The organism is Acinetobacter lwoffii, from assembly GCF_015602705.1.
In the GTDB taxonomy this organism is placed as follows: domain Bacteria; phylum Pseudomonadota; class Gammaproteobacteria; order Pseudomonadales; family Moraxellaceae; genus Acinetobacter; species Acinetobacter lwoffii_E.
Window position 1 is genome coordinate 1,978,423 of record NZ_CP059081.1, and the last position, 14,100, is coordinate 1,992,522.

Here is a 14,100-nt window from a genome sequence, read left to right on the forward strand (position 1 = left end):
TTAATTCTGTTCTTTAATTCTTTACGCGCTTACAGCCAATTCAGTTTCTTTTAGTGACTCACTTTCTTTTTGAAAGGTATCGACAAAATTTGCAGTATCTGACACCCAGCCAAAGAAGGTCTTGATGTTATACAGACTGGCTTCATGGGCTTCGACTGGACCTGCCTGATGACAGGCATCGGCAAGTGCTACACCGAAATACTCCAGAAAGAAGCCGTCACGTAGTGTCGACTCTACACAAACGTTGGTGGCAATCCCGACAAAGACCAGATTACGAATACCACGCACACGTAACATGCTGTCCAGCGCGGTATTAAAGAAACCGCTATAACGTGGCTTTTCGATCACCAGGTCTTGTGGCAGTGGCTTTAACTCATCAATCAGCTCAAAATCCCAACTGCCTTTTGCTAACAATTGACCCTGTAATTCAGGACGTTTACGCATGGTCTTTAAGGCATTGGATTTATGGAAATTCGGAGAATCCGTACCACCTGCTTCCTTATATTCTGCATCCCAGCCATTTTTAAAATAGATGACCTGAATACCGGCCGCATGCGCTCCATCGACTGCCTTTTTAATGTTCTCTACGACTGGTTTGGTCTTTGAGACATCAAAGCCCGCCAGATCCAGATAGCCGCCCTGCGAGGTATAGGCATTTTGCATATCAATCACAATCAGGGCAGTCTGTTCAGGTGCAAGGCAGATTGGTTCAGGCTCAGCTTTAAGCGATTTTCCGGTACCGAGTTTTTCAGTAAAACCGGCCCTTACCACTAATTCACTCATGCGCTTTTCTCCAGTACAGGTGCTTCACCCTCAATCACAATATGGTCACGGCATTTCATCAATGGCTGGATTTTCTGACCGAAATCTTCTACACCCTGAACGAAATCATCAAAGGTCAGCAACACACCTTCAGTGCCCTTGATCTCGCCAATTTCATCCAACATTCGTGCCACATTTTCATAAGAACCTACCAAGGTTCCCATATTGATATTCACTGGAGATACGCTAGACGCCATTTGACGGATATTGGTATCTGCACCGGAAGTCGTGTCTTTCCCGCCCTGATTCATCAACCAGTTAATCGCTTCCATATCTGCGCCATCGTTATAGTGTTGCCATTTGGCTTGAGCTTCTTCATCAGTTTCTGCCGCGATGACCATAAACAGCACATAAGTCTGTACATCACGACCCGTCACATCTGTTTTTTCTTTTAGGCGATCATTAATTTCTGCATAAGCGGTCGGTGTATTCAGCCCTTTACCAAACACGAAGTTGTAGTCAGCATATTGCGCAGAAAACTCCAGACCGGCATCAGACTGACCAGCACAGATGATTTTCATGTCTGCTTGCGGGCGAGGGCTGACACGACAGTCTTCCATCTGGAAATGTTCGCCCTTAAAGTCTGACTTACCAGTCGCCCAAAGTTCACGCAGAATTTGTACATATTCAGACAGATATTCATAGCGTTTACCAAAATAGTCATTACCTGGCCACATACCCATTTGGGTATATTCAGGTGGTTGCCAGCCGGTCACCACATTTAGACCAAAACGACCATTTGAAATCGAATCAATAGTTGATACCATGCGCGCGACAATTGCAGGTGGCATCACCAGAGTTGCGGCAGTTGCGAAAATTTTAATTTTGCTGGTGACAGCAGCAAGACCTGCCATTAGGGTGAAAGTTTCCAGGTTATGTTCCCAAAATTCAGTCTTGCCACCAAAGCCACGCAGCTTGATCATAGAAAGTGCGAAATCGAAACCATAGTGCTCAGCGCGCTGTACGATTTGTTTGTTTAACTCAAAAGTCGGCATGTACTGCGGTGCATTTTCAGAGAGTAACCAGCCATTATTTCCGATTGGACAGAAGACACCTATTTTCATTTTCACACCTCATTATTTTTAACACTTATTCAAAATTCTGATTCCACTTCGGGAATTTTATTTACAAGATAAACATTGCAAAGCGTGTGCCAACTATATTTAATTTATAATTATCAATTACTTAATATTTTATTTTTTGAATTTTTAGTAAAATAACCATTTTTACCTATGAGTCAATTTTGAACATATTGTTTCATTCAAGTGCACTCGTAGCAATTTTTGCATTTGCAGTTCATGCATCAATTCGAAGTAAAAACCATGCTGATGCTACAAAAATGATTGATTAGAAAAAATAAAAAACCAGACACGAGGTCTGGCTTTAAAAAAATCTTCAAACTAAGGGGTAATCAGGAATGAAAGGATCAGTTGATTCACCTGATCTGTCTCGGTCACAGTAGATGCATGTGCACCTGTAGCAAGCAAACTTAGCTGACTATGCGGCAAGCATTGCTGTAATTGCTGTGACCGTTGATAAGGCACCAGGAAATCATTCTGATTGGCAAGCAGATGTATAGGAATATCTTTGAGTGCCTGTTGATGTTCTGTGTTTAGTTTAAAAGTCTGCACGGCTTGTAGGCGTGCCAGAACATTTTTGATCGGTGGAAAGTCAAGGAGCTGCTTATTTTCTGCTTCGGTTAACTGATCAATATGGGTTGAAATCCACTGCGGCGGATAAAGAAATAAAGCCTGTGCTCTCACATATGCCTCTGCCCCGCTATTGAGCAATAACGAAGTCCGGGCTTCGAAACACTTCTGAGTATGAGCATCCAGCTCTCCCCAAGCATTTAACATGGTCAAACTGAGCAGCTTAAACTTTCTTTCAGCCTGATAGGTCGCCAGTTGCATGCCGATATGTCCGCCCAACGCATGCCCGATAAAATGAAACTCTCGAATGCCATCATTGATCAATAAATCCAGAATCTGGCCGGCCATATGGTCGATCGAATAAGGCGTGGGCAAGAGTTCAGAATCTGAATGACAGCCTTCCTGGTCATAAGTAACCACATGAAAATGCTGCTGTAAAACTCTAATTTGAGGATTCCAGAAACTGGCATGTCCGCCCAGTCCGGACGAAAGCACCACATAAGGTGCATCTGCCTGTGCTGCATGATTAATAAATAAAGACATAAATTTCTCATAGTTTAAATATGAGATGAACGCAGCAAAATATATGCCTAAACAGGACCTTTTTTGAACAACTGTTAAAATTACAGCCAGTAGACATTAAAGCTGTAATAAAATTCTTGTACTTCAAAACGTACGTTATAACCCAGATCTGTTAACTCGGCAGACAAGGCACGGATATCTTCCAAAGGCAGATGTTTGGGAAAAACTGTCAGTACCGCTGTATTGCCTTGCCGGGCATTATCTTCAATCAGTTGCGCCAGACGTGGCTTATACATTTCAATATTCAGGTTAGCAACATTAGATAAAATTTTGGCCTGATCTGCCGTCATAAAATTCATTTTTATTTTCTCTTTTAATGTTATTTCACTAAGCTAAATGATTTATAAAACGCTTAATATTTCACTTTTGTATCAGAACATGCTGAAAGAAAGTATAAAAAAAATCCCTCATCATGAGGGATTTTTTTTAATCAAACTTATTGGCCTGGCAGAGGAATATATTGTGAAGCACTGTTTTGTGCCTTACGTTCAGTCACCACAACCTCTAGGATCATGGTTCTTCCTGCCCGCTCAATTTCAATCTGAATGGTACTGTTTGGCTTTTGCAAGGCCACAAAATTAATCAGATGTGAGGCAGAACTAATCTCTTCCTCATTTACTTTCATAATCTTATCGCCACGCTGGATTCCAGCCTTGGCAGCAGGTCCATCCGGTAGCACTTCTGCGACAGTTACGCCTTTTTCTTTAGGTTGCAGAACATCATCACGCTCTGCAGGTAATAAGCTGATCCCTAACCAGCCACGAACCACACGGCCATCTTTCAAAATGGCATTCATCACCTGCTGACAGATTTTGGCCGGAATGGCAAAACCAATCCCCAGCGAACCACCAGACTGCGAGAAGATTGCAGTATTCACACCAATTAAATTACCGGCGACATCAATCAGCGCACCACCCGAGTTACCCGGGTTAATTGCAGCATCAGTCTGCACAAAGTCTTCATAGGTATTAATACCCAAGTCTGAACGGCCCGTTGCCGAGATAATCCCCTGCGTCACGGTTTGCCCAACACCAAAAGGATTACCAATGGCCAGAACCACATCACCGACTTCATTGCCACTGAGTTTAAATGGCAAAACTGGCAATTGCGTCAGTTCAATCTTGATCACAGCCAGATCGGTATCCGGATCAGTTCCGACCACCTTGGCTTCAGCACGACGTCCATCCTGCAAAGCCACTACAATCTGATCGGCCTGTGCAATCACGTGGTTATTGGTCAGGATATAACCGTCTGGACGTACAATTACACCCGAACCTAAACTGTTTTCATTCGGGCTTTGTCCATACTGGTCAGGCAACTGATCGCCAAAGAATTCACGAAATACCGGATCGGTCAGTAAAGGATGCGCCTGTTGCTTGACTTTTTGAGTAGTAAAAATATTCACGACAGCGGGTGCTGCCACTTTTACAGCAGCACTATAGGAGACCACGCCTCCTGAGCGCGACGTATCAATCAACGGCTCTACTTTTTCAGCAGGCATTTTGACACCATCTGGCGCAACTGGTGCCTTTGGTTTTTGTAGTTGTTGCCACCCCAAAAAACCGATAATGACTAAAATCAGTAACACCCAGGGTAACCATGTAAAGGTGCGGCGCACGTTGCTATCCTCTAAAATATTTTAATTCGTTGATGACTAAGTAATTTGTGTCCTATTGTAATGCGAAATACATAACTAAACACAAAAAATTCCACAGAGATTTGTGCAGCTTTAGTTACAATTAGACCTATAGATAAATATGGGCAAGTTTTTAAACTTACAGGAATTTTATGGCGAATTTGAACGATATTATTCAATGGTGTGACCAGACTTTGGCAGCACGTGAATTTAAGGACTATGCACCGAATGGCCTGCAGATTGAAGGCAAATCCGAGGTGAATAAAATCCTCTGTGCCGTGACCGCCTCCCAGAGTGCAATTGAAGCCGCAATTGAGCAAGGTGCAGATTTATTGCTGGTGCATCATGGCTATTTCTGGAAAGGTGAAGCCTATCCAATTACCGGCATGCGTGGTAAGCGTATTAAAACCCTGATTCAACATGATATCTCACTGGTTGGCTATCATCTGCCTTTAGACAGCCATCCAACATTGGGGAATAATGCTGCCATTGCGGATTTATTGGAACTCGAAAATATCGAACAGCTTGATCCGAGTGAAAAACGTCCGATTGGCAATATTGGCTATTTAAAACAGCCGATGAGTCCAGAAGATTTTAAAAATTATGTTTCAGAAAAGCTGGGATTTGATGCGATTCATCTTCCTGCTGACCAAACTCAAATCCATAAAGTCGGTTTCTGTACCGGTGGTGCGCAGGATTATATTCAAAAAGCAGCACTACAGAACTGTGATGCCTATATTTCGGGCGAAGTGTCTGAACGGACCTTTTATGAAGCTCAGGAACTGAATGTGCATTATTATGCTTGTGGCCATCATGCGACTGAAAAATACGGTGTGCAACGCCTTGGCAAGGCTATTTCAGAACAGTTTAATATTGAGTATGATTATTTCGAATTAAACAATCCGATTTAATTCGACTGACGGTTATGATCAGTGGCTTTATTCATATATTTTCAGGCTTTATTCTGTATTGTTATTTATACACGATGCCCATTTCTGCCCGATTATCTATTACAATAAAGCCACTTATTGTTAAAACCCAGCAAAATGCAAGGAATTGAGAACATGACAACCATTACTTTACCAGCATTACCTTATGGCTACGAAGATCTTGCTCCACACATCAGCAAGGAAACTTTAGAATACCATCACGACAAACACCACAATACGTATGTGGTTAACCTGAATAACCTGATCGCTGGTACTGAGCTTGAAGGCAAAACTCTAGAAGAAATTATTACAGCAACTGCTGGTGATGCTTCTAAAGCAGGTGTTTTCAATAACGCGGCTCAAGTTTGGAACCACACCTTCTACTGGAACTGTATGGCTAAAAACGGTGGCGGTAAAGCAACTGGTACTTTGGCTGCGAAAATTGACGAAGCATTCGGTTCTTATGAAAAATTTGCTGAAGAATTTGCTGCTGCTGCAATTACTCAATTTGGTTCAGGTTGGGCTTGGTTAGTGGCTGACGAAGTAAACGGTCAGCTTTCAATCATGAAAACTTCAAATGCTGATACGCCAATGGCGCACGGTAAAATTGCAGTGTTGACGATTGACGTTTGGGAACACGCTTACTACATCGATTTCCGTAATGCTCGTCCTAAGTACATCTCTACTTTCCTAGAAAGCCTAGTAAACTGGGATTATGCAAATGCGAAATATGCAGGTCAGCCTGCAGGTGTTGAGAAATAATTTTTTATTTCTTTGCTAAAAAAATCACCCATTTCGGGTGATTTTTTTATTTTTAGGCTCTAAATGAATATTTATGAAGCAAACAATTCATTTCTTTACATTAATTGATTGACGACCTGGTCATTCATCCCTAAAATGCCGATCAGATTCTCCAATAGCTCAGTCGGTAGAGCGACGGACTGTTAATCCGCAGGTCCCTGGTTCGAGCCCAGGTTGGAGAGCCATCTATTCTTCCATAGCTCAGTCGGTAGAGCGACGGACTGTTAATCCGCAGGTCCCTGGTTCGAGCCCAGGTGGAAGAGCCAAAATTCTGAAGAAACCCACTCATTGCGAAGTGGGTTTTTTTATAGCTGTATTTTTTAAATTGAGATCATATTGATTTATATGCGCGATCAACCGCTCATTTCTTATGCTCCAGATCACTTATCAAAATTAAGGCTGATCACGATTTTGCTGTTAGGGCCGGTTTACATAAACATAACAGTTTGAACTACAAACCTTTTCGACTATTTTTAAAACACTTGATTCAATTTATGCTGCTTTTTTCCAAAAGTGCCTTGACCCCTTTTCAAATCTCTCTATAATCGCTGTCAGATTCTCCAATAGCTCAGTCGGTAGAGCGACGGACTGTTAATCCGCAGGTCCCTGGTTCGAGCCCAGGTTGGAGAGCCAATCTATTCTCCCATAGCTCAGTCGGTAGAGCGACGGACTGTTAATCCGCAGGTCCCTGGTTCGAGCCCAGGTGGGAGAGCCAAGATTCTAAAAACCCACTCATTGCGAAGTGGGTTTTTTATTCTCCCCTATTTGTGATCTGTGTTTGATTTGAGTCAGTTTATATTTTTTGTGATTGGCTGCCTGGCAACATTTGCATTAGTTTGCCTGCTCTTTCCGCATCTCTTCACCCGTCAAAAGAAATTCTATCCAAAGCGCGTCATTACTGCTTTTGAAAGCAGGATGTTTACACGTCTAAAAGATGCCTTTCCCCATCATCACATTCTGGCACAAGTCGCGTTTAGCGCTTTGATCACGCACGATCAGATGAAAATGCGCAATCAATTTAATCGCAAAGTCACAGACTTCGTCGTACTTGATCGTGAATATAATGTAGTGGCAATTGTCGAACTGGATGATCCGAGCCATATTGGCAAAGAGCAGGAAGATGCTGAACGCGATGCCATGCTGATTGCAGCAGGCTATACCGTGATTCGATACACCCAGATTCCAATTATAAGACAACTGCAAAGGGATTTAAGATAAGTTAAGCTGCAATTGCGGTACTTTCCGGTGCAGCTTGAATTGGATTGATCAAAGCCTCCTGCTCCGCTTTTAATTTCTCGGCAGCTTTTAGTGCTTCAAAATTAGCCAATCTTCGTCCAATTTAGCGTCTCATCACAAGCATTCTCAGTTAAACCTGCCTTTCTGTAGGATTAGGGTGATAAAGTTTAAGTTATCGCTCTATAATCCTTTCGAAAACAAAATATAAGTCAGATGACCTGATTGGCCTGTTTCATTTCCGGCCATCATCACCTTGCTTATTTTTGGCGTTGTTTTTTTATTCAGTGATCATTTATTTATGCAAAATTCTATTCGTATTGGTATCGCGGGTTACGGTAATCTTGGCCGCGGTGTTGAAACTGCCATCCAAAAAAATCCTGATATGCAGCTTGTCGGTATTTTTACTCGCCGCTCACCAAGCAGCGTCTCTCCTTGCTTTGCAGAAACTCAAGTGTATAGCATGGATGCACTATTAAATGATTTTAGCGATAAAATTGATGTGCTGATTCTTTGTGGCGGCTCTAAAGATGACTTGCCACAACAGGCTCCCATCTTTGCAAGTAAATTCAATACTGTAGATAGTTTTGATACGCATGCACGTATTCCGGAATACTATGCTGCAGTCGATGCACCTGCCCTTGCTAACAAAAAAACAGCCATGATTTCTATTGGCTGGGATCCCGGCATGTTCTCGATTAACCGTTTATTTGGTGAAGCATTATTACCAGATGGCGAAACTTATACTTTTTGGGGTAAAGGCTTAAGTCAAGGCCATTCAGATGCGATCCGCCGTGTACCGGGTGTAAAAGCCGGTGTGCAATATACTATTCCATCCACTGATGCTATTGAACAAGTCCGCAGTGGCGCACGACCTGAGTTAAGCACCAAAGATAAACATCATCGTGACTGTTATGTGGTCTTGGAACAAGGAGCTGATGCAGCAACAGTTGAACAAACCATCGTCAGCATGCCTGATTATTTTGCAGATTATAATACGACTGTGAATTTTATCAGTGAGGAAACTTTACTGAAAGATCACCAAGATATGCCACATGGCGGTTTTGTCATTCGTAGTGGTAATACCAGTGATGCACAAAAACAGGTGATTGAGTTTTCTTTAAAGCTGAATAGCAATCCAGAGTTTACTGCAAGTGTTCTAGTGGCTTATGCCCGTGCCTGCTACCGTCTGAATCAAACTCAGCAATATGGTGCCAAAACAGCCCTAGATGTAGCACCTGCCCTACTTTCAATTAAATCTTCAGAACAATTGCGCAAAGAATTGCTTTAAGATGATTTAAATATAGCCACCGATCGGATGATGGGTGGCTATATTTTTCCATTCTAGAATACGGCTTGCCTAATTACTAAGTATCGAATATCTACAGTCAAATCATCGTTTGCAGAAACCCATGCAACTATCTACTACACAGACATTTGCAGTATTAGACAAGTGCAAAGGGATTCTAGATAGATTAAGGTGCTGTTGCACTACTTTCAGACGCAGCTTGAGTTGAATCTGCCTTAACATCCTGCTCTGCTTTGAGCTTTTCCGCAGCTTCTCGTGCTTCAATACGCGCAATCATATCTGCCTGCTGCTGCTTGTATTTTTCCTGATTTTTAGCATCACTATTCACTGCAAGAAATGCCATACTAATTAAAAATACCGGAATACAAAGTGCAAGCGTACCGAAGATCAAAAGCTTTTTGACACTGCGGGGCTGTGGCTGCTCGGACATAACAAACCTGCTTTAATTTCGTCATTTAATTACACTGCTCAATATAACAAAATAAAGTCATAGCTCAAGCCTTATAGATTAGGCAATACAAAAAGCATCCTTATAGGACGCTTTTGTTATTAGCCGATAGACGGTTAGTACCAAAGAGCCAGAAAAATTCCAGCAAAGATTATGAATCCAATCCAGCGGTTATGACGGAACGCCCAGAAACAAAGCTGTGGATCTTTATTCCGTGTTTTTAACCCTTGGTAAATAAAATCAAGAGCGACAACAATTAATGCAGCCAGGCCAAATGGAAGCAATAAATTCTCTAGCCAAAGTGCCACAGCAATCAAAAGAATACTAATGGCCTGCAAAGCGCTAATGATCTGAATATCATATCGACCAAATAAGATCGCGGTTGATTTCACCCCAATCTTTAAATCGTATTCACGATCTGCAATTGCATATTGGGTATCATAGGCTACGGTCCAGGCCAGATTACCAAAATATAGAAGCCAGCAGGTTAAATCCGGCATTTGTCCAACTGCGGTATAAGCCATCGGAATCGACCAGGAAAATGCTGCACCCAAAAAGACTTGAGGTAAATGGGTATAGCGCTTCATAAAAGGATAAATAAACGCTAAAAATAAAGCCCCAAATGACCAGTAAAAAGTTTCGATTGGCAGAAAAAATAGTAGGCAGGCACTGGCAGACACCAAAACCAGAAATACCATCACAGCTTCTTTGGCACTGATAATCCCAGTCGCTAGCGGACGGTTTTTAGTACGCTCCACATGTGCATCGACTTTACGGTCAGCAAAATCATTAATGGCACAGCCTGCCGCCCGCATAAAAATCACACCCAAAATCATGGGAATTAAAATTTCAATACGTGGCATCCCCTGAGCGGCAATCCACAGCGCCCACATGGTAGGCCAAAAGACCAGTTCAGTGCCAATCGGTTTATCAAAACGACAAAGATAATAATAGGCGCTAAGACGCTCACGCCAGGTGATTGCTTGTGCGGTTGCCATAAAAATCAAGCCCGTGAATTTTGTATAAAGTGTTCAAATGCCGGTAAAAATGTCTCTTGTACGATAAATTTACAGCCGTGCCAAGTATAGCAGCTCTGACGGGTCCAGCCCTCATCTAAAAGTACCACCCGACGCTGGCAGAGTGGATTGGTGCGCTGAAACAGAAACCAGCCAATCGGTTTGGTGCCAATATGCTGAAAAATTCGGGCTTTTTTTTGCAGGCTTAAAATCGGAAAGATGCTTTTGGCTTTCACCCAAGGAGACTGTTCCGAGCCGTAGAGATAACTTTCACGCACCCAGGAAGTATGCTGATGTGACATCTGCATCCATTTGGCATTGGCAAAGCCTAAACGCTGAAAATGCTCTTGAATTGGCTCGACATGGAATTGTCCTTGCGCCAAATCGGTCAGTTGTTGCGTGAGTGAACCCGATGCATACAGCCACGGTTTTAACTCAACAGGCAGAGTTGACAGCAACACACGCTGATTTTGATTTCTAGAACGACTATTCATTGTTAACAGTTATCTGTTTTTGCAATGATTTCATATTTGCCTTGTGGGGTTTTAATTAAAATAAAACCTTCAGCACTCAAATAAAATGATTCTGGATAAGCATAATCCAGCGCTATTTCAGGATTTTTCAGCGCCACAAATTGAGCCTGCTTATAACCCTCGGGAGTCCGCCCCACTTCAAGATAAGTCACTTCAGAGAAGTTCAACTTAAAACCTTTGTTATGATCTTTTGGATCAATCCATGGATAAAAGCTGGTGTGCTTTTTACGTTGTGCCATTTAAGCCCATCAATCATTTAAAATTATAAATAGATGATACAAAAAAACCCGCGACATGCGCGGGTTTTCTTCGCTTTAATTCGTGATGAATTACAAGCTGTAGTACATATCAAATTCAACTGGGTGAGTAGTCGTGTTTAGACGACGAACTTCTTCAGTTTTAAGCTCGATATAAGCATCAAGCATTTCTTTCGTGAACACGCCACCTTTTAACAGGTAATCATGATCCGCTTGAAGTGCTTCAAGCGCCATATCCAGGCTATGCGCCACTGTAGGGATTTTTGCTTCTTCTTCCGGTGGAAGATCGTACAAGTTCTTGTCAGCAGCTTCACCTGGGTGGATCTTGTTTTGAATACCGTCAAGACCAGCCATCAACAATGCCGCGAAACCTAGGTACGGGTTCATCATTGGATCTGGAAAACGCGCTTCAATACGCTTGCCTTTCGGGCTAGACACGTAAGGAATACGGATAGATGCAGAACGGTTACGCGCTGAGTAAGCAAGCATAATCGGTGCTTCGAAATGTGGAACCAAACGCTTATACGAGTTTGTAGAAGGGTTAGTGATCGCATTCAAAGAACGGGCATGTTTAATTACACCACCGATGAAGTACAACGCCATTTCTGAAAGGCCTGCATATTCATCACCAGCAAACAGGTTTTTGCCGTCTTTAGAGATCGACATATGCACGTGCATACCAGAACCGTTATCGCCAACCATTGGTTTAGGCATAAAGGTTGCTGTTTTTGCATATTGATGCGCAACGTTCCAAACCGCATATTTGAACTGTTGAACTTCGTCTGCTTTACGCACCATAGTGTTGAAGCTCACACCAATTTCTAACTGGCAAGAAGCAACTTCGTGGTGATGTACTTCTACACGACCTGGACCCATGATGTCTTCGATACGCGCACACATGTCTGCACGCATGTCATGTGAAGAATCTACAGGAGGAACTGGGAAGTAACCGCCTTTTACGCGTGGACGGTGACCAGAGTTACCGCCTTCGTAGTCTTTGTTAGTTGACCAAGCAGCTTCTTCAGCGATCAATGTATGGCGCGCGCCAGACATGTCGATTTCCCATTTTACTTCGTCAAATACGAAGAATTCTGGTTCTGGACCAAAGAATGCAGTATCACCGATACCGGTAGATTTCAAATATTCTTCTGCACGGCGCGCAATCGAACGTGGGTCACGATCATAACCTTGACCAGTTGATGGCTCGATGACGTCACAAGTTACAACAACTGTTGGCTCTGCAAAGAACGGGTCGATAAAACCTGTTGCCGCATCCGGACGTAAAATCATGTCCGATGCTTCGATGCCTTTCCAACCTGCAATTGAAGAACCGTCAAACATTTTGCCGTCTTCAAATGTATCTTCATCAATACTGTCTGCTGGGTAAGTGACGTGTTGCTCTTTACCCTTGGTATCAGTAAAGCGAAAATCGACCCATTTTGCGCCACTTTCTTGTATGAGTTGAAGGACCTTGTTCGCCATGCTCATTTTGCTCCGATGTTTTTGTTGCACCCGTGAAGTGCGTGTTAGCAGTTGATAGTTATTAAGCAATTACCGTACCAACTTTTAAAAGTATAGATAAAATCTTGAAATCTTTATAAGAAATCATGAAGTGACAAAAATACTTTGCGGCTATTATACTAGCTGCAAAACTAAATGCACTATATTCAAGCATTCTTCATTTATTTTATTTCAGCTTTATTTTTTAGCGCACCTAAATAGTGCATGTATCTATAAAAATGTATAAGAAACATAGCTTTTTATAGCAAATATGCTGCTTTTTCTTACTTTTGTTATATTTTTACTTGCTTTTGGCTAAAAATTGAGCGTTTTTTAGAAGATGTCAGTAAAGAAAATTTTGCGATTCATTTGGGATTGTATGCCTATTATGAGGCATTTTCTTTAAATCTACTTTCAATAGAAAAGTTTATATAAAGCTTAATTATTCAAGTGATGTTTTTTTCATCAAGCATTTTACCTCTCTTTGATCTCATTTTTTCATTTTTAAGTTTTACTCTAAAAAATAGCCTTTTAAATCTTTCTATTAGTAAGCCTATTACTTTAAATCATTATAAAATTTTATTTAATTATCTACAGGTTTTTAAAGCCAATAAATTGAGCGAAATTGTTGCGCCGAATGGGGCTATTTTTTGCTATGATGAAGCGTGCTTTATTTTCACACAATGAAATCAATGATTTAGTTGTGTCAGGCAAGTGCTTGCAACACGTATAAATAAAGTACGATCTGGACAACATTAGCACAGTTAAGTGCATTAATTTCAATAGGTTAAGCTCATGCTTTTAATGATCGACAACTATGACTCCTTTACTTATAACATCGTCCAATATTTTGGCGAACTGAATCAAGAAGTAAAAGTAGTCCGTAATGATGCCGTGACATTGGAAGATATAGAGCGATGGCAACCCAAGTATTTGGTGATTGGTCCCGGCCCATGCTCGCCAAGTGAGGCAGGGATTTCTATTCCTGCGATTCAGCATTTTGCTGGCAAAATTCCCTTACTGGGCGTTTGTCTTGGTCATCAAAGTATTGGGCAGGCATTTGGCGGTGATATCGTGCGTGCCAAACGTGTCATGCATGGCCGTCTGTCTGATATGTACCACAGTGATACCGGGATTTTCAGCAATCTTCCTTCTCCATTTCCTGCAACGCGCTATCATTCACTGGTAATTGATCAAGCCACCTTGCCTGAATGCCTGGAAGTCACCTGCTGGACCAATGAAGCGGATGGCTCCATGGAAGAAATTATGGGTGTGAAACATAAGACATTGCCGGTCGAAGGCGTGCAGTTCCATCCTGAATCGATTCTGAGCCAGCATGGTCATCAAATCTTTAAAAACTTTCTCGAAATTTATGCCTAAGAACA

At 42.0% G+C, this 14,100-nt stretch carries 15 protein-coding genes and 4 tRNA genes; 9 read left to right on the forward strand and 10 right to left on the reverse strand.

Annotated features, from left to right (window positions below; genetic code table 11):
* Positions 1-21: 21 nt before the first annotated feature.
* From rutB to H0S56_RS09555, 5 genes are all read right to left on the reverse strand, one after another.
* Positions 22-783, reverse strand: a complete 762-nt coding sequence (gene rutB, locus H0S56_RS09535) for a pyrimidine utilization protein B (RefSeq protein WP_195724931.1) — start codon at positions 781-783, stop codon at positions 22-24.
* Entirely contained in the window at positions 780-1,886 is a 1,107-nt protein-coding gene (rutA, locus tag H0S56_RS09540) for a pyrimidine utilization protein A (RefSeq protein WP_195724932.1), read from the reverse strand. The genes rutB and rutA overlap by 4 nt, the downstream gene beginning before the upstream one ends.
* 336 nt (positions 1,887-2,222) lie before the next feature.
* The gene (rutD, locus tag H0S56_RS09545) at positions 2,223-3,014 is read right to left on the reverse strand and encodes a pyrimidine utilization protein D (RefSeq protein WP_195724933.1); all 792 of its coding nucleotides are present in this window, start codon (positions 3,012-3,014) and stop codon (positions 2,223-2,225) included.
* An 80-nt stretch (positions 3,015-3,094) separates the two neighbouring features.
* Positions 3,095-3,352: a hypothetical protein gene (locus H0S56_RS09550; protein WP_004730148.1), complete on the reverse strand. Its 258-nt coding sequence runs from the start codon at positions 3,350-3,352 to the stop codon at positions 3,095-3,097.
* A gap of 137 nt (positions 3,353-3,489) precedes the next feature.
* On the reverse strand, positions 3,490-4,671 hold the full coding sequence (locus H0S56_RS09555) for a S1C family serine protease (protein WP_044112775.1): 1,182 nt from the start codon (positions 4,669-4,671) through the stop codon (positions 3,490-3,492).
* Positions 4,672-4,841: 170 nt separating this feature from the next.
* Between H0S56_RS09555 and H0S56_RS09560 the strand changes: the two genes are divergently transcribed.
* The 8 genes from H0S56_RS09560 (at position 4,842) to H0S56_RS09595 (ending at position 8,943) form a co-directional block, all read left to right on the forward strand.
* The gene (locus H0S56_RS09560; RefSeq protein WP_005107415.1) at positions 4,842-5,600 is read left to right on the forward strand and encodes a Nif3-like dinuclear metal center hexameric protein; all 759 of its coding nucleotides are present in this window, start codon (positions 4,842-4,844) and stop codon (positions 5,598-5,600) included.
* Between the two features lie 153 nt (positions 5,601-5,753).
* A complete protein-coding gene (locus H0S56_RS09565) occupies positions 5,754-6,380 on the forward strand; it encodes a superoxide dismutase (RefSeq protein ID WP_195724934.1) in 627 nt (208 codons plus the stop codon).
* Positions 6,381-6,528: 148 nt separating this feature from the next.
* Positions 6,529-6,604, forward strand: a tRNA-Asn gene (locus H0S56_RS09570).
* Between the two features lie 5 nt (positions 6,605-6,609).
* Positions 6,610-6,685, forward strand: a tRNA-Asn gene (locus H0S56_RS09575).
* Between the two features lie 291 nt (positions 6,686-6,976).
* Positions 6,977-7,052 (forward strand) — tRNA-Asn (locus H0S56_RS09580).
* Positions 7,053-7,058: 6 nt separating this feature from the next.
* A tRNA-Asn gene (locus H0S56_RS09585) sits at positions 7,059-7,134 on the forward strand.
* 59 nt (positions 7,135-7,193) lie between these two features.
* Positions 7,194-7,637, forward strand: coding sequence for a DUF2726 domain-containing protein (locus tag H0S56_RS09590; RefSeq protein ID WP_195724935.1), 444 nt, complete (start codon positions 7,194-7,196; stop codon positions 7,635-7,637).
* A gap of 316 nt (positions 7,638-7,953) precedes the next feature.
* Positions 7,954-8,943, forward strand: a complete 990-nt coding sequence (locus tag H0S56_RS09595) for a diaminopimelate dehydrogenase (protein ID WP_195724936.1) — start codon at positions 7,954-7,956, stop codon at positions 8,941-8,943.
* A 184-nt stretch (positions 8,944-9,127) separates the two neighbouring features.
* Here the strand turns inward: H0S56_RS09595 and H0S56_RS09600 are convergent, their stop codons facing one another.
* From H0S56_RS09600 to glnA, 5 genes are all read right to left on the reverse strand, one after another.
* The gene (locus H0S56_RS09600) at positions 9,128-9,391 is read right to left on the reverse strand and encodes a hypothetical protein (protein WP_005107416.1); all 264 of its coding nucleotides are present in this window, start codon (positions 9,389-9,391) and stop codon (positions 9,128-9,130) included.
* A 134-nt stretch (positions 9,392-9,525) separates the two neighbouring features.
* Positions 9,526-10,407 (reverse strand): 4-hydroxybenzoate octaprenyltransferase, encoded by an 882-nt coding sequence (gene ubiA, locus H0S56_RS09605; RefSeq protein WP_195724937.1) that lies wholly within the window; start codon positions 10,405-10,407, stop codon positions 9,526-9,528.
* 5 nt (positions 10,408-10,412) lie between these two features.
* Positions 10,413-10,919: a chorismate--pyruvate lyase family protein gene (locus H0S56_RS09610; protein ID WP_044112763.1), complete on the reverse strand. Its 507-nt coding sequence runs from the start codon at positions 10,917-10,919 to the stop codon at positions 10,413-10,415.
* Between the two features lie 2 nt (positions 10,920-10,921).
* Positions 10,922-11,197, reverse strand: a complete 276-nt coding sequence (locus H0S56_RS09615) for a hypothetical protein (protein WP_004279642.1) — start codon at positions 11,195-11,197, stop codon at positions 10,922-10,924.
* Positions 11,198-11,287: 90 nt separating this feature from the next.
* Entirely contained in the window at positions 11,288-12,703 is a 1,416-nt protein-coding gene (glnA, locus tag H0S56_RS09620; RefSeq protein ID WP_004279641.1) for a type I glutamate--ammonia ligase, read from the reverse strand.
* 807 nt (positions 12,704-13,510) lie between these two features.
* Between glnA and H0S56_RS09625 the strand changes: the two genes are divergently transcribed.
* A complete protein-coding gene (locus H0S56_RS09625; protein WP_004646400.1) occupies positions 13,511-14,095 on the forward strand; it encodes an anthranilate synthase component II in 585 nt (194 codons plus the stop codon).
* Positions 14,096-14,100 lie beyond the last annotated feature (5 nt).